At 70.3% G+C, this 15848-nt stretch carries 15 protein-coding genes; 7 read left to right on the top strand and 8 right to left on the bottom strand.

The window, feature by feature from the left end; genetic code table 11:
- Positions 1-8 precede the first annotated feature (8 nt).
- Positions 9-710 (bottom strand): hypothetical protein, encoded by a 702-nt coding sequence (locus W7U_RS12830; protein WP_008258527.1) that lies wholly within the window; start codon positions 708-710, stop codon positions 9-11.
- 131 nt (positions 711-841) lie between these two features.
- Between W7U_RS12830 and W7U_RS12825 the strand changes: the two genes are divergently transcribed.
- Positions 842-1210: an OB-fold nucleic acid binding domain-containing protein gene (locus W7U_RS12825; RefSeq protein WP_003875251.1), complete on the top strand. Its 369-nt coding sequence runs from the start codon at positions 842-844 to the stop codon at positions 1208-1210.
- Between the two features lie 14 nt (positions 1211-1224).
- The gene (locus tag W7U_RS12820; RefSeq protein WP_051070690.1) at positions 1225-1914 is read left to right on the top strand and encodes a DUF3159 domain-containing protein; all 690 of its coding nucleotides are present in this window, start codon (positions 1225-1227) and stop codon (positions 1912-1914) included.
- Here W7U_RS12820 and W7U_RS12815 read toward each other — a convergent pair.
- Both W7U_RS12815 and W7U_RS12810 read right to left on the bottom strand, forming a co-directional pair.
- The gene (locus tag W7U_RS12815) at positions 1911-2567 is read right to left on the bottom strand and encodes a TrkA family potassium uptake protein (RefSeq protein WP_008258524.1); all 657 of its coding nucleotides are present in this window, start codon (positions 2565-2567) and stop codon (positions 1911-1913) included. The genes W7U_RS12820 and W7U_RS12815 overlap by 4 nt on opposite strands.
- 34 nt (positions 2568-2601) lie before the next feature.
- The gene (locus W7U_RS12810; RefSeq protein ID WP_008258523.1) at positions 2602-3267 is read right to left on the bottom strand and encodes a TrkA family potassium uptake protein; all 666 of its coding nucleotides are present in this window, start codon (positions 3265-3267) and stop codon (positions 2602-2604) included.
- Between the two features lie 127 nt (positions 3268-3394).
- Here W7U_RS12810 and W7U_RS12805 point away from each other — a divergent pair, with 127 nt between their 5' ends.
- The gene (locus W7U_RS12805) at positions 3395-5389 is read left to right on the top strand and encodes an APC family permease (RefSeq protein WP_008258522.1); all 1995 of its coding nucleotides are present in this window, start codon (positions 3395-3397) and stop codon (positions 5387-5389) included.
- A gap of 29 nt (positions 5390-5418) precedes the next feature.
- Positions 5419-6621: a class I SAM-dependent RNA methyltransferase gene (locus W7U_RS12800; protein ID WP_008258521.1), complete on the top strand. Its 1203-nt coding sequence runs from the start codon at positions 5419-5421 to the stop codon at positions 6619-6621.
- 8 nt (positions 6622-6629) lie between these two features.
- On the opposite strand, the gene W7U_RS12795 is transcribed toward W7U_RS12800, so the two are convergent.
- Both W7U_RS12795 and W7U_RS12790 read right to left on the bottom strand, forming a co-directional pair.
- Positions 6630-7919: an ArsB/NhaD family transporter gene (locus W7U_RS12795; protein WP_008258519.1), complete on the bottom strand. Its 1290-nt coding sequence runs from the start codon at positions 7917-7919 to the stop codon at positions 6630-6632.
- A gap of 16 nt (positions 7920-7935) precedes the next feature.
- The gene (locus tag W7U_RS12790) at positions 7936-8379 is read right to left on the bottom strand and encodes a CBS domain-containing protein (protein ID WP_008258518.1); all 444 of its coding nucleotides are present in this window, start codon (positions 8377-8379) and stop codon (positions 7936-7938) included.
- Positions 8380-8533: 154 nt separating this feature from the next.
- Between W7U_RS12790 and dxs the strand changes: the two genes are divergently transcribed.
- Positions 8534-10459: a 1-deoxy-D-xylulose-5-phosphate synthase gene (gene dxs, locus W7U_RS12785; protein WP_008258517.1), complete on the top strand. Its 1926-nt coding sequence runs from the start codon at positions 8534-8536 to the stop codon at positions 10457-10459.
- On the opposite strand, the gene W7U_RS12780 is transcribed toward dxs, so the two are convergent.
- The 3 genes from W7U_RS12780 to W7U_RS12770 all read right to left on the bottom strand — a co-directional run bounded on the left by W7U_RS12780 (position 10456) and on the right by W7U_RS12770 (position 13316).
- The gene (locus W7U_RS12780) at positions 10456-11748 is read right to left on the bottom strand and encodes a ribonuclease D (RefSeq protein ID WP_008258516.1); all 1293 of its coding nucleotides are present in this window, start codon (positions 11746-11748) and stop codon (positions 10456-10458) included. The genes dxs and W7U_RS12780 overlap by 4 nt on opposite strands.
- A 1-nt stretch (position 11749) precedes the next feature.
- Positions 11750-12406 carry a DUF3000 domain-containing protein gene (locus W7U_RS12775; protein WP_085976454.1) on the bottom strand — a complete coding sequence of 219 codons (657 nt, stop codon included), beginning with the start codon at positions 12404-12406 and terminating at the stop codon, positions 11750-11752.
- An 88-nt stretch (positions 12407-12494) separates the two neighbouring features.
- A complete protein-coding gene (locus W7U_RS12770) occupies positions 12495-13316 on the bottom strand; it encodes an enoyl-CoA hydratase/isomerase family protein (RefSeq protein WP_008258514.1) in 822 nt (273 codons plus the stop codon).
- 85 nt (positions 13317-13401) lie between these two features.
- Between W7U_RS12770 and hemE the strand changes: the two genes are divergently transcribed.
- Together hemE and W7U_RS12760 are read left to right on the top strand one after the other, a co-directional pair.
- Positions 13402-14475, top strand: coding sequence for a uroporphyrinogen decarboxylase (gene hemE, locus W7U_RS12765; protein ID WP_008258513.1), 1074 nt, complete (start codon positions 13402-13404; stop codon positions 14473-14475).
- Entirely contained in the window at positions 14472-15848 is a 1377-nt protein-coding gene (locus tag W7U_RS12760) for a protoporphyrinogen oxidase (RefSeq protein ID WP_008258512.1), read from the top strand. The genes hemE and W7U_RS12760 overlap by 4 nt, the downstream gene beginning before the upstream one ends.

The following is a 15848-nucleotide window of genomic DNA, read 5'->3' as shown; positions in this document are numbered from 1 at the left end:
GACCCCGGCTAGCCCAGCTCGGCCAGCGCCGCCAGGCAGGCCGCGCCCAGGCCGGCGGGATCCGCGCCGATCTGATCCAGCGTCACCGTGCGCAGCGCCGCGCGCGGCGCCGCGGCGACCCAGTCGAGGCCGGCCTGCAGCGGATGGATCGGATCGTCGACCGCGGCCGCCACCGCCAGCGGCGCGGCCAGCCCGGCCAGCTCGTCGCAGCTCGGCGCGACGTAGGCGGCCGCCTCCTCCATGGCGTCCGGAAGGTGCGGCCACTGGGCGCCCCACGAGCGGGTCAGCTCGTCGGCCAGCCACGGGGGGCTGGACGCCCGCATCTGGGTCGTCGTCGCCGCCAGGCCGTCGGCTCGCAGCTGGGAGGCCGAGTACCGCGCCGCGAGGGCGGCCGGCGCCTCACCGGGCGCCCCCGCCCACGCCGGCAGCGCGGCCAGCACCGCGACCGCCCGGTCCGGATGGGCCAGCGCCCAGGCCGCCGCGACCGCCGCGCCGATCGACACGCCGCCGACGGCGATCGGGCCTTCGCGCGATGCGGCATCCAGCGCCGCCAGGTAGCCGTCGATCAGCCGGTCGGGGCGCGGCGGCGGGGTCACCAATACCGCGCCGACGTGGGCCAGCGGGCCCGAAAACGCCCGCTGAACGTAGTCGTCGTCGGAGCCGGTTCCGGGCAATAACACCGTCGTGACACCGTTCAGATCGACCACCACCCCTCGATAGTGCACGGCGTTGACCTGCAGTCCAACATCACGTTTGAGTCGGTTGGCGCTGGGGAACCAAGAGGTCTACGGTGTCCGTTGGCATAGAGGAAGCATCGAAGCTTTTATCGTCAGGAGTGGCCATGGGGGCCCAAGGGTATCTGCGCCGGCTGACCCGTCGGTTGACGGAGGATCCGGAGCAACGCGACTCTGAGGAACTGTCCGACGAAGTCGCCAGCACCGGCGCGCAACGGGCTATCGATTGCGAGCGTGGCCAGGAGGTCACGATGGTCGGCACGCTACGCAGCGTGGAATGCAACGGCAGGGCCTGCGCCGGCGGGGTTCGCGCGGAATTGTTCGACGGCAGCGACACCGTCACGCTCGTGTGGCTGGGCCAGCGCCGCATCCCGGGCATCGACTCGGGCCGCACCCTGCGCGTGCGGGGCCGCCTCGGCAAGCTCGAGAACGGAACCAAGGCGATCTACAACCCGCACTACGAAATTCAACGGTGACCGTCCCGGAAGGATTGGGCGGGGCCACCCCGCCCGCCCGGGAGCCGGGCTCATCGGAACAAACCACTAGTCGCATCAGCCCCGAGCGCCTGCTGGCGCAGGCGGGCGGCGTCAGCGGCGTCATCTACTCGTCGCTCCCGGTGGTCGTCTTCGTGATCGTCTCGAGCGTGTCGGGACTGGTCCCGGCGATCGCGGCGGCGCTGGGGGTGGCCGCGCTGGTCTTGCTGTGGCGGCTGATCCGGCGGGATTCCCCACAGCCGGCGTTGTCCGGGTTCTTCGGCGTGGCGCTGTGCGCGCTGATCGCCTACGTGCTGGGGGAGTCCAAGGGCTATTTCCTGCTGGGCATCTGGATGTCGCTGGTGTGGGCGGTGGTGGTGGCGGCGTCGGTGGCGATCCGCCGGCCGCTGGTGGGCTACGCGTGGAGCTGGGCCACCGGCCGCGGGGACGGCTGGCGCAGCGTTCCAAGGGCCGTCCTTGCGTTCGACATCGCCTCACTGGGCTGGGTGCTGGTGTTCACCTCCCGCTTCGTGGTCCAGGGGCTGCTCTACGACGCCGATCGGACCGGGTGGCTGGCGGCGGCGCGGATCGGGATGGGCTGGCCACTGACCGTGCTGGCCGCGCTGGCGACCTACGCGGCGATCAAGTCGGCGCAGCGGGCCATCGCGGCGGGCGCCGAGCTGGCACCCCGTACCGTCGGCGACTAGCCCAACAACAGCTTCTGCAGGTCCTCTTCGGCCTCGGCGACGGCGACGAACAGCAGCTCGTCGCCGCCTTCGAGCGGCTCGTCCTCCTCGGGCACGATGACCCGCGGGCCGCGCAGGATCGTCACCAGCGAGGTGTCGCGCGGCAGCTGCAGTTTGCGCACCGGCTTGCCGCCCCACGGCGTGTCATCGGGCAGGGTGATCTCGACGAGGTTGGCCTGTCCCTTGCGGAACTCCATCAGCCGCACCAGATCGCCGACGGCGACGGCCTCCTCGATGAGCGACGCCAGCATGCGCGGTGTCGACACCGCGACGTCGACGCCCCAGGCGTCGGTGAACAGCCACTCGTTGCGCGGGTCGTTGACCCGGGCCACCACCCGGGGCACCGCGAATTCGGTTTTGGCCAAGAGGCTTAGCACGACGTTGGCCTTGTCATCGCCGGTGGCGGCCACCACCACGTCGAACTCCTGCATGTGCACCGATTCCAGCAGCGTCAGCTCGCACGCGTCGCCCAGGCGCCAGTGCGCGGCGGGGATGGCGTCGACGTCGACGTGGTCGGGGTTGCGCTCGATCAACGTCACGTCGTGGCCGTTGCCGATGAGTTCCCGCGTGACCGAGCGACCGACCGCACCGGCACCGGCAACCGCTACCTTCATATGCGCCGTCCCCTCACAGCCGTGCCCGAATTCATCACAGGTCTTCGCTCGGTGGTAGCGCGGCGATGGCGACCGCCTCGGCGGCGCGCCCGGATATCGCCGCGACATAGACCTGGTCGCCGGCCTGGATCACCGACTTCGGCTCGGGCAGGACGCCGGCCCCGAATCGGATCAGGAAGGCGACCCGGGCGCCGGTGGCCTGCTCGAGATCGGTGACCCGGTGGCCGATCCAGTCCTCGTGCAGGACGACCTCGGAGACGGCGACCGTGCCGGTCGGGTCGCGCCACTTGGCCGTCTCGGTCTCCCGCAGCAGGGCATTGAGCAGGCGGTCGGTGGTCCAGGGCACGGTCGCGATGGTCGGGATGCCCAGGCGCTCGTAGACCTCGGCGCGCTTGGCGTCGTAGATGCGGGCCACGACCCGCTTGACGCCGAACGTCTCCCGTGCCAGGCGCGCGGAGATGATGTTGGAGTTGTCACCGGAGGACACCGCGGCGAACGCGTCCGCCTCTTCGATACCGGCCCTCAGCAGTACATCTCGGTCGAATCCTTGCCCCAGGACCCGCTCGCCGGCGTATTCGGGGCTGAGCCGGTTGAAGGCCGTGCTGTCGCGGTCGATGACGGCCACGTCGTGACCGATGCGGGACAGCCCGTCGGCGACCGAGGAGCCGACACGGCCGCAGCCCATCACTACTACTCGCACTTGTGGTCCTCTCGGCCGCGTCCTGCGCCCTTCGTCGGCAACGCACGTGGGCAAGCCGTTTCGGTCGGCGAACATTCTCGTCCACGAACGCTACCGTCAAACCCGTCTGGGCTTACTCTTGGCTCTCGTGTCCAAACTTTCAACCGCCACTCGTCGGTTGCTTATCGGCCGGCCGTTTCGCAGCGACCGGCTCAGCCACACCCTGCTGCCCAAGCGGATCGCCTTGCCGGTGTTCGCCTCCGACGCGTTGTCCTCGGTGGCGTATGCGCCCGAGGAGGTCTTCCTCATGCTCTCGGTGGCCGGGGTCTCGGCGTACGCGCTGACGCCGTGGATCGGGCTCGCCGTGGCGGCGGTCATGTTGGTGGTGGTGGCCAGCTACCGCCAGAACGTCCACGCCTACCCCTCCGGTGGCGGCGACTACGAGGTGGTCACCACCAACCTGGGCGAGACGGCGGGCCTCGTCGTGGCGAGCGCCCTGATGGTGGATTACGTTCTGACCGTGGCGGTTTCGACGGCGTCGGCGATGGCGAACATCGGCTCGGCCATCCCGATCGTGGCCGAGCACAAGGTGTTCTTCTGTGTGGCCTCCATTCTGCTGGTGATGGCGCTGAACCTGCGCGGGGTGCGCGAATCCGGGGTGGCGTTCGCCATCCCGACGTATGCGTTCATCATCGGGGTCCTCGTCATGATCGGCTGGGGCCTGTTCCGGATCTTCGTGCTGGGTGATCCCTTGCGGGCGGAGTCCGCCGGTTTCCAGATGCACGCCGAACACGGCCAGGTCGTCGGTTTCGCGTTGGCGTTCTTGGTGGCGCGGTCGTTCTCCTCGGGGTGTGCGGCGCTCACGGGTGTCGAGGCGATCAGCAACGGGGTGCCGGCGTTTCAGAAACCCAAGTCGCGCAACGCGGCCACGACCCTGCTGATGTTGGGCGCAATCGCGGTGACGCTACTGATGGGCATCATCGTGCTGGCGCAGAAGATCGGCGTTCAGCTCGTCGAGGATCCCGCGACCCAGCTGAGCGGAATCCCGAAGGGGTACTACCAAAAGACCCTGGTCACCCAACTGGCGCAGGCGGTGTTCGGCGGCTTTCACGTCGGGTTCCTGCTCATCGCCACGGTGACCGCCCTCATCCTGGTGCTCGCGGCCAACACCGCGTTCAACGGATTCCCGGTGCTCGGTTCGATCCTGGCCCAGCACAGCTACCTTCCGCGCCAATTGCACACCCGCGGAGACCGGTTGGCGTTCTCCAACGGAATCCTGTTCCTGTCCGGGGTGGCCGTGCTGGCGATCGTGGCGTTCCGCGGCGAGGTCACCGCGTTGATTCAGCTCTACATCGTGGGCGTGTTCATTTCGTTCACGCTGAGCCAGATCGGCATGGTGCGGCACTGGACCCGGTTGCTGCGCACCGAGACCGATCCCGGGGTGCGGCGCAAGATGATGCGCTCGCGGGTGGTCAACACGGTCGGATTGCTTTCCACCGGTGCGGTTTTGCTGGTGGTGCTGGTCACCAAGTTCGTCGCCGGGGCGTGGATCGCGCTGTTCGCGATGAGCCTGCTGTTCGGCATGATGAAGATGATCCACCGGCACTACAACACCGTGAACCGCGAATTGGCGCAGCAGGCCGAGGACGAGGAAGACGCGGTGTTGCCCAGCCGCAATCACGCCGTGGTGCTGGTGTCGAAGCTGCACCTGCCGACGCGGCGCGCGCTGGCCTACGCGAGGGCCACCCGTCCCGACGTTCTCGAGGCGGTGACGGTCAGCGTCGACGATGCGGAAACCCGTGAGCTGGTGCGCAAGTGGGAGGCGAGCGATATCAGCGTTCCGCTCAAGGTCATCGCCTCGCCGTATCGCGAAATCACCCGCCCCGTACTGGAATACGTCAAGCGGGCCCGGGAGGAGTCGCCCCGCACCGTGGTCACGGTGTTCATCCCGGAGTATGTGGTGGGGCACTGGTGGGAGCAGGTGCTGCACAATCAGAGCGCGCTGCGGCTCAAGGGGCGGCTGCTGTTCATGCCCGGCGTCATGGTGACTTCGGTTCCGTGGCAACTGAGTTCGTCCGAACGGCGCAAGACGTTGCAGCCGCACGTGGCGCCGGGAGACGCTCGTCGGGGTATTTTCGATTGACCCGCGAATCGACCCGCCCACCGCGCGGGGTGTCGCCCGCGGTGGGGGAGCTGACGTTGACCACCGGCGCCCCGGCCAACGGCGGCAGCTGCGTGGCGCACCACGAAGGCCGGGTGGTGTTCGTCCGGTACGCGCTGCCCGGTGAGCGGGTTCGGGTGCGGGTGACCGCGGACCGCGGATCCTATTGGCACGCGGAGGTTGTCGAGGTCGTCGAGCCGGCGGACGGCCGCACGGCGTCGCTGTGCCCGATCGCCGGGGTCGGCGGCGCCGGCTGCTGCGACCTGGCGTTCGCCGCCCCCGAGGTGGCGCGCGCGCTCAAGGCCGAGGTGGTGGCCAATCAGCTGGAGCGCCTCGGTGGGCATCGCTGGAGCGGGGAGGCCGAACCGCTGTCGTCGCGACCCACGGGCTGGCGCACCCGCGTCCGCCTCGACGTGGGCGCCGACCATCGACCGGGCTTTCACCGTTACCACAGCGACGATTTGGTGACCGACCTGCGTTGCGCGCAGCTGCCCGACGGCATGCTAGACGGGATCGCCGAGACCGAGTGGCCGCCGGCCGCCCAGCTGCACGTGGCCGTCGACGACGACGGCGCGCGCCACGTGGTGCGCACCCTGCGGCAGGGCAGACGCACGGCGACCAAGGTGATGGAGGGCCGCTACGAGGCGGTGCAGCGGGTGGCGGGGCGCACCTGGCAGGTGCCGGTGACCGCCTTTTGGCAGGCGCACCGCGACGCCGCAGCGACCTACAGCGCCCTGGTCGCCGACTGGGCGGCCGCCGGCACCGGCATGAGCGCCTGGGATCTTTACGGTGGCGCAGGCGTTTTCGCCGCCGCGCTCGGCGAGGCCGTGGGGGCCTCGGGGCGGGTGCTCAGCGTGGACACCTCGCGCGGGTCGACGCGGGCCGCCCGGAGCGCGCTGGCCGATCTGAGCCAGGTGCAGATCGTCACCGACTCGGTGCGCCGCGCGCTGGCGGCGCAGCGAGAAGGCGCCTCAACAGCAGATGTGGCGGTGCTTGACCCACCGCGGGCGGGCGCCGGGCGCGAGATCATCGATCTGCTCGCCGCGGCCGGTGTCCCGCGTGTGGTGCACATCGGTTGTGAGGCAGCGTCTTTCGCGCGCGATATCGGTATCTATCTCGGCCACGGCTACGCCGTCGAGAAGATCAAGGTGTTCGACGCGTTCCCGTTGACCCACCACGTCGAATGCGTCGCGCTGCTGACACGTGGCGATTAGTCCGGCGCCTAGGCCATCACGAAATACCGCAGCCACACATACAGCGCGGCCAGCGCGATGGAGACGGCGGTGACGACCGCGCCCTTGCGGGTGAATTCCCAAAACGAGATGGGATTGTCGGCGCGGCTGGCGATCCCGAGCAGGACGATGTTGGCGCTGGCGCCGATAGCGGTCAGGTTGCCGCCGAAGTCCGTGCCCAGCGCGAGCGACCACCACAAGACGCCGGGGTTGGCGTGATCGCCCAGGGCGGGGACCAGGTCGGCCACCACCGGCGCCATCGTCGCGGCATACGGAACGTTGTCGACGACCCCGCTGATGAGGACCGAGGCGACCAGGATGATCATCGTCGCGGTCAAGGTGTTCCCGCCGGTCGCGGAGATCGCCACGCGGGCAAGCTGTTTGACCACACCCGTCTTCACCAGCGCGCCGACCATGATGAACAGGCCGGCGAAGAACAGCAGCGTGTCCCACTCCACGCTGGACAGGTAATCGGACGGCTTGAGTCGTGACGCCACGACCAGGATCCCGGCGCCCAGCAGCGCCACCATGGAGGGTTCCATATGCAGCGGCGAGTGCGCGATGAACGCGGTGAACACCGCCAGCAAGACGATCCCGCACGTGACGAGCAGCCGGGGGTCGCGGATGGCCTCCTTTTCCTCCAGCGACATCACGTCGGCAACCCGATCGGGGTCGACGCTGAACGCCCCGGGAAAAAGGCGCGGCAACAACACCATCAGGACGCCGAGGACGATGACCACGATCGGCGCCAGATGAACGAGAAAGTCGTTGAACGTCAGACCGGCCCTGCTGGCGATGATGATGTTGGGCGGATCGCCCACCAACGTTGCCGCGCCGCCGACATTCGATGCGAACACCTCGGCCATCAAAAAGGGCGCCGCGTTGATCGCCAGACGTTCGCACACCAACAGCGTCACCGGGGCGACCAGCAACACGGTGGTGACGTTGTCGAGCAGGGCCGAGGCGATCGCGGTCACCAGGGCCAGCAGGACCATGACGCGCAACGGCGAGCCGCGGGCGCGTTTGGCCGACCAGATCGCCACGTACTCGAACACGCCGGTCTGCCGCAGCACGCTGACGATGATCATCATGCCCAGCAGCAAAAAGATGACGTCCCAATCGATTCCGGTGCCGCGCGAGTAGAAGACGTCGTCGGATCGGATGATCGGCAGGGTGACCACGATCGCGGCGCCGGCCAGGGCCACGAATGTCTTGTTGACGCGGTCGCTGGCGATCAGGACATAGGCGACCACGAAGACCAGGATCGCGATGAAGCTCATCGATGTGCCTGGGGCATCAGGTTTTCAGCGCGGCGGCGAGCACCCGCGACGCCGTGATCACCCCGACCAGCCCGCCGTCTTTGACCACCGCGACGAGCGGGCTGCGCAGCCGGGCCATGAGCGCGGCCACCTCGATGATCGTGTCGTCGGCGTGGGCCGGGGGCACGTCGACCAGGTGGTCGGGCAACACGTCGCGCACCTTCTTGCCGCTCAATTTTTCCGCGCAACGGTCGGCGGTCGATTCGTTGAGCACGCCGGCCAGCGACGGATCGTCCTGCACGTAGCGGGGCACGATGAAGCGGACGACCTGGGAGGCGGGCAGCACCGCGTAGGGACGCCCCGAACCGTCGGTGACCAACAGCCCGGGCAGCCGGTGCTCGGCCAGCATCCGGGCGGCTTCCAGCGCGTCCGCGTCGATGCTGACGACGGGGAAATCCTCGGCGATCTGCTCGGCACGCACACTGCGACGATACGTCCGCGGGGAGTGGATGGTGCGGCGGCCTCGATGCTCATGGCGTGCTCCTGGGTCGGAAGTAGAAGTGCCGACCAGGCTTCCCGGCTCACCGCGCATTGACGCTACCAAACCCGCGCGTGTGGCTGCGTAGACTGACGGGATGCTGGAACAGATCCGCGGGCCCGCTGATCTGCAGCACCTTTCTGCGCATCAGCTCCGCGAATTGGCCGCCGAGATTCGCGAGTTCCTGATTCACAAGGTCGCTGCCACCGGGGGACACCTCGGGCCCAATCTCGGCGTGGTCGAACTGACCCTCGCGCTGCACCGCGTGTTCGACTCGCCGCACGATCCGATCATCTTCGACACCGGCCATCAGGCCTACGTCCACAAGATGCTGACGGGACGTTCCCACGAGTTCCAAACCCTGCGCAAAAAGGGTGGGCTGTCCGGGTATCCGTCGCGCGCCGAGAGCGAACACGACTGGGTGGAGTCCAGCCACGCCAGCGCCGCGCTGTCCTACGCCGACGGGTTGGCCAAGGCCTTCGAGCTGAGCGGGCACCGCAACCGGCACGTGGTCGCGGTGGTCGGCGACGGGGCGCTGACCGGTGGCATGTGCTGGGAGGCGCTGAACAACATCGCCGCGTCGGGCCGCCCGGTGATCATCGTCGTCAACGACAACGGGCGCAGCTACGCCCCGACGATCGGCGGCGTGGCCGACCATCTCGCCACGCTGCGGCTGCAACCGGTCTACGAGCAGGCCCTGGAAAGGGGCCGCGACGCGCTGCGGGCGCTGCCGCTGGTCGGCCGGCTCGCCTACCGGGTGATGCACAGCGTCAAGGCCGGCATCAAGGACTCGTTGTCACCGCAGCTGCTGTTCACCGACCTGGGGCTGAAGTACGTGGGCCCCGTCGACGGCCACGACGAACGCGCGGTGGAGGCCGCGCTGCGCCACGCCCGCGGCTTCGGGCGCCCGGTGATCGTGCACGTGGTGACCCGCAAGGGGATGGGCTACGCGCCCGCCGAGGACGACGAAGCCGAGCAGATGCATTCCTGCGGGGTGATCGATCCCCTTACCGGCCAGGCGACCAGCGTCCCCGGCCCGGGCTGGACGGCGACCTTCTCCGATGCGCTCATCGGCTACGCCCGCAAGCGCCGCGACATCGTCGCCATCACCGCGGCCATGCCCGGCCCCACCGGGCTGACGCCGTTCGGGCAGCAGTTTCCCGATCGCCTGTTCGACGTCGGCATCGCCGAGCAGCACGCCATGACGTCGGCGGCCGGCCTGGCCATGGGCGGGATGCACCCGGTGGTGGCCATCTATTCGACGTTCCTCAACCGCGCCTTCGACCAGATCATGATGGACGTGGCGCTGCACCGGCTGCCCGTCACCATGGTGCTGGACCGGGCCGGGATCACCGGATCCGACGGCGCCAGCCACAACGGCATGTGGGACCTGTCGATGCTGGGCATCGTGCCCGGCATGCGGGCGGCCGCCCCCCGCGACGCCACCCGGTTGCGCGAGGAACTCGGTGAGGCGCTCGAGGTCGACGACGGGCCGACGGCGCTGCGCTTCCCCAAAGGTGATGTGGGCGAGGACATCCCGGCGATCGAGCGCCGTGGTTCCGGCATCTCGGGTGTCGACGTGCTCGCGGTCCCGGCCGGCGGATGCAACCACGACGTGCTGCTGGTGGGCGTCGGCGCGTTCGCGCGGATGGCGCTGGCGGTGGCCAAGCGACTGCAGGATCAGGGGATCGGCGTCACGGTCATCGACCCGCGCTGGGTGCTGCCGGTCTCGGACAACCTGCTCGACCTGGCGGCGCGGCACAAACTGGTCGTCACCTGCGAGGACAACGGGGTCAACGGCGGCGTGGGCTCGGCGGTGTCGGCCGCCCTGCGCCGCGCCGAGATCGACGTTCCGTGCCGCGACGTCGGGCTGCCGCAGCGGTTCTACGAGCACGCCTCCCGGGGCGAGCTGCTGGCGGACCTGGCCCTGACGGATCAGGACGTGGCACGCCGCATCACCGGGTGGGTCGCCGCCCTGGGCAGCAGCGAGGCGGAAGCCGAGATCCGGGAGCACCTCGACTAACCGGCGCTTTCGGTGCCTTCCGCCTGCAGCGCCCGGGCCAGCACGGGATCCACCAACTCCCGCTGCCAGGGCCGGGCCTGCCCGGCCCGCAGAAACGCCTCGACGGCCTCGAACGGATCCGGCGCGGCCTCCCAGTCCCAGCACAGCCGTCGCACCAGGTCCGGCGAGACCAGGTTCTCGGTGGGGACGTGCACCCGCTCGGACACCTCCGACAGCGCCGCCCGCGCGGCCTCGAGCCGCGCGGCGGCCTCCGGTTTGCGCCGGCTCCACCGCGCGGGGGGCGGCGGCCCGTTCGGCGGTTCGGCGTCCACGGGCGGATTCTTGTTCTGGCGCGCGGCCTCCAGCGCCGCCAGCCACGTCGCGGCGCTGCGGCGTTGATTGCGCCCCCCGAACACGGGCAGGGCGACCAGTTCCTCGACGGTCGTCGGGTTGGCCAGCGCGGCGTCGATGATGGCCGAGTCCGGAAGGATGCGCCGCGGCGCGATGTCGCGGCGCTGCGCGATCTGGTCGCGCGTCAACCACAATTCGCGCACCGCGGCCAGGCCGCGCTTGTCGCGCACCCGATGGATTCCCGACGTTCGTCGCCACCGGTCCCGTCGCGCCGCGGCACCCGGATCTTTCGAACCCGTGTCCCGCAGGTAGTCGAATTCCTGTGCGGCCCAATCGGTTTTGCCCTGCCCGGCGAGGACCTCCGCGATCGCCGCGCGCAGCTCGATGAGCAGTTCCACGTCCAGCGCGGCGTAGTTGAGCCATTCGGCGGGCAGGGGGCGCTTGGACCAGTCCGCCGCGCCGTGGCCCTTGGCCAGCCCGAAACCCAGCAGCCGCTCGACCATGGTGGCCAGGTTCACGCGCTCGAACCCGGCCAGGCGGCCCGCGAGCTCGGTGTCATACAGCGCGGGCGGCCGCATGCCCACCTCCGCCAAACAGGGCAGGTCCTGATCGGCCGAGTGCAGGATCCATTCGTCGGTGCCCAGCACCTCGGCCACCGGCCGCAGCGCCTCCAGCGGGTCGCGGCCGTGGCTCACCGGGTCGATCAGCACGGTGCCGGAGCCCGCCCGGCGGATCTGGATCAGGTAGGCCCGGTTGGAGTAGCGGAAACCCGACGCCCGCTCGGCGTCCACCGCGAACGGCCCGCGCCCACGGTCCAGGCGCTCTGCCGCGGCCTCGATTTCGTACACGCTCACCGAGATGGGCGGGACGCCTTCGGTCGGGCGTGGAAGTGGGGTGGGGGCGGGTTCGGTGCCGCCGGGCGCGCTGCTGCCCGGCCCGTCGGGCGACGGTTCGCCCATGCTAGGCGCGTGACCGCGAGCTCAGGTCGGTGACTCCGGCGGGCGGCAGGCCCGCGGCGTGCTCCAGCACCTCGCAGAACGCCTCGACGTGCGCGCCGACCGCGGGCGACGTGGCGGTCCAGGACGCCCGCAGCTCGAGCTGGTGGGCGCGCGGCGGCCCCGAGATGTCGCCGTAGCGCACCGAGGTGGTGGCGGTGACGGTGCCGCCCAGCGCGACGACGTGTTCCATGCGTGACTCCAGTGCCTCGACCAGCCAGCTCCACGCTACTTCGGGCAGCAGGGGATCGACGGCCTCGCTGGGGTCGAGGTCGGCCTGGATGTAGGCGACCATGCGGATGGTGCCGTCCCACGCGTCGGCCCCTTCGGGGTCGTACAGCAGGATCAGCCGGCCGAAGGCGTCGCCGTCGGACCGTTCGGGGATGATCTCGCGGTCGGGATGCTTGACCTCGGCGCCCAGCGCGTAGCTGTGGGGAGCGAGGCGTTGCGGCGGCCGGATCGGACCCAGCTCGATCTCCGGCCGCACGGCCACGGCGTTCATCGCCGCCACCGCCTCGCGGAAGGGGGCCGGTTCGGATGAGGTCACTTGGCACCGCTCCTCTTCATCCCGACCGCTCTGTATCGTCACGGCAGGGGTCACAGGGATCGACGGTAGACCCATCGGCTGACACGCTGCGACAGGCGCGCCGGGTTTCAAACCCGCCGCGACCAACCCGTTACCAGCCCTCCACCAAACGTATATGTCCTGCTCAGGTGGCAGATCCGCCGGTAAACCGGGCGGGGCGCTTCTCGCGGTGGGCGGCCAGGCCTTCCTGCACGTCGGGGCCGCTGAAGCTGAGGAATTCCAGGCCCACCGAGGTCTCGAAGGTGGGGCCCATCATGCGGTACCAGTGGTTGAGGCTGCGCTTGGTCCACTGGATGGCGTTCTGCGCGCCCTGCGCCAGGTTCTCGGCGATCCGGGTGGCGGTGGACAGGACGTCATCGTCGTCGACGCAGGTGGAGACCAGGCCGATCCGCTCGGCCTCCTCGCCGAGCAGGGTTTCGCAGGTCAGCAGGTAGTACTTGGCCTTGGCCATGCCGACCAGCAGCGGCCAGCAGATCGCGGCGTGGTCGCCGGCGGCCACGCCGAGCTTCGTGTGCCCGTCGATCAGCTTCGCGGTCCGGCCCGCCACCGAGATGTCGGCCAGCAGCGCCACCACCAGGCCCGCACCCACCGCCGGCCCCCGGATCGCCGACACGACCGGGGTGTCGCAGTTGATCATGTTGTGCACCAGGTCGCGGGCTTCGCGCATGATGCGGATCCGGCCCTCGTACTCGCCGATGGTCTCGGCGATCAGGTCGAAGCTGCCGCCGGAGGAAAAGGCCTTGCCCTCGCCGCGGACCAGGACGACGCGCACGGCCGGGTCGCGATCGATCACCGGCCAGATGTCGGCGAGGTCGCGATGCATCTGCGGGCCCACCGAATTCAGCCCCGGGGAGTCGAGAACCAGCGTCAGCACGCCGTTCTCACCGAGCTCGCACCGCAGGCTGGGGAACTCGTCGTAATTGGCTGGGGGCTGGCTGACCGGCATCCGGGCTCCTGACGTTCAAACGGTTGCGGTCGCGATAGTACGCAGCGGGGTTTGGCGTTCTGCGGTCATGGCAGCATTGAGGCCGATGAACAGGCCCACGCACACCAGTGCGGACACTCGCCGCGACCTTCCCGAGTCGCCGTATCTGGCCGCGGCGGGCGGCCGAAAGCCCCGCCGGATCCCGGTGTGGTTCATGCGGCAGGCCGGCCGGTCGCTGCCCGAATACCGGGCGCTGCGGGCCCAGCACGACATGCTGTCGGCGTGTTTCGACGCCGAGCTGGTCTGCGAGATCACCCTGCAACCGGTGCGCCGGCACGACGTCGACGCGGCGATCCTGTTCTCCGACATCGTGGTGCCGCTGCTCGGCGCCGGCATCGACCTGGACATCGTCGCCGGGGTCGGACCGGTGATCGAGTCGCCGGTGCGCACCGCGGCCGACGTCGCCGCGATCAAACCGCTTGAGCGGCAACGGGTTCAACCGATTTCCAACGCCGTGTCGCTGCTGGTGTCCGCGCTCGGCGATGTTCCGCTGATCGGTTTCGCCGGCGCGCCGTTCACCCTGGCGTCCTACCTGATCGAGGGCGGGCCCAGCCGCCACCACGCGCGCACGAAGGCGATGATGCTGGCCGATCCCGACAGCTGGCATGCGTTGATGGAGAAGCTGACCGACATCACCGTCGGCTTCTTGCGGGTGCAACTGGATGCCGGGGTGGACGCGATCCAGGTGTTCGACTCGTGGGCCGGGACGCTGTCGTTGGCCAACTACCGCGCCTACGTGCAGCCGCACAGCGCCCGGATCTTCGCCGCCCTGGCCGAGTACGGCGTGCCGATGACGCACTTCGGCGTCGGCACGGCCGAACTGCTGGGCGCGATGTCGGAGGTCGGCGCGACGGTGGTGGGCGTGGATTGGCGAACCTCGCTCGCCGACGCGGCGGCCCGGGTGGAGCCCGGCACGGCGCTGCAGGGCAACCTCGATCCGGTGGTCCTGCTGGCGGGCTGGCCGGTGGTCGAACGCGCGGCGCGCGCCGTCGTCGACGACGGTCGGCGCGCGGTCGACGCCGGCGCCGCCGGTCACGTCTTCAACCTCGGCCACGGCGTGCTGCCCGAGACCGACCCCGCAGTGCTGACCGACCTGGTGTCGCTGGTCCATTCGCTATGACGTCCCGCTCATATTGCGTTGTCGGGGGCGGAATTTCGGGGCTGACGGCGGCCTACCGGCTGCGCATGTCCCTCGGCGACGACGCGGCCATCACGCTGTTCGACCCGGGGGAGCGGCTCGGCGGGATCCTGCGCACGGAGCTGGTCGGCGGGGCGCCGATGGATCTGGGCGCCGAGGCGTTCGTGCTGCGCCGACCCGAGCTGCCGGCGCTGCTGGACGAGCTGAATCTGACTGGGCACCAACTGGTTTCGACCGGTGCTCGCCCGCTGATCTACAGCGGGCAACGGCTGCGCCCGCTCCCCACCGGCACGATCGTGGGCATCCCGTCGTCGGCGGCGTCGGTGGCCGGATTGGTCGACGAGGCGACCGTCGCCCGCATCGACGCCGAACCCTCCCGCCCGTTGGAGTGGGTCGCCGGCAGCGATCCCGCGGTGGCCGACCTGGTGGGCGACCGGTTCGGCGACCAGGTGGTCGCGCGGTCGGTGGACCCGCTGCTGAGCGGGGTCTACGCGGGCTCGGCGGCCACCATCGGCCTGCGTGCGGCCGCCCCGACCGTGGCCGCGGCGCTGGACCGTGGCGCCGCCAGCCTGACCGACGCCGTCGGGCGGGTCGTGCCGCCGGCCACCGGCGCGCCGGTGTTCGGCGCGCTCGACGGCGGGTACCGGGTGCTGGTCGAGGAGCTCGCCGCGCGCGCCCGGCCGCGCTGGGTGCGCGCCGCCGCGTCGCGGCTCGAGCGCGCCGACGCGGGCTGGGCGGTGTTCGACGACACCGGCGCCCGCTGGGGCGCCGACGCGGTGATCCTGGCCGTGCCCGTGCACGAATCGTGCCGCCTGCTCGGCGGCATCGCGCCCCGCAGCGTCGCCGCGGCCGGGCGCATCGCGAGCGCATCGTCGGTGGTGCTGGCGCTGGCCGTGCCGGCTGACACCGCGTTCCCCGACTGCTCGGGCGTGCTGGTGGCCACCGGGGAGCGGTTGCGGGCCAAGGCCATCACGCTGTCGTCCCGCAAGTGGGGCGCCCGGGCCGACGTGCAGCTGTTGCGGTTGTCGTTCGGGCGGTTCGGCGACCACGTGGCGGCCAGCACCTCCGACGACGAGCTGCTGGCCTGGGCGCTGGGGGATGTGGCCGCCGTGTTCGGGCTCGACATCGACCCCGTCGACGTCCGGGTGCAGCGCTGGATCGACGCCATGCCGCAGTACGGCCCCGGCCATGCCGACCTGGTCGCCGAGGTGCGCGCCGGACTGCCGCCGACGCTCGCGGTGGCGGGGAGCTACCTCGACGGCATCGGCGTGCCCGCCTGCGTCGGCGCGGCCGGGCGTGCGGCCGAGGATGTGATCAGGGCCATCGGAGGTCCGGACGCGCAAGTGGCACGATAG

This window comes from Mycobacterium sp. H4Y (assembly GCF_000364405.1).
Lineage (GTDB): Bacteria > Actinomycetota > Actinomycetes > Mycobacteriales > Mycobacteriaceae > Mycobacterium > Mycobacterium intracellulare.
Note: the sequence above shows the minus strand (reverse complement) of the source record. Positions and strands in the feature narration are given on the sequence as shown.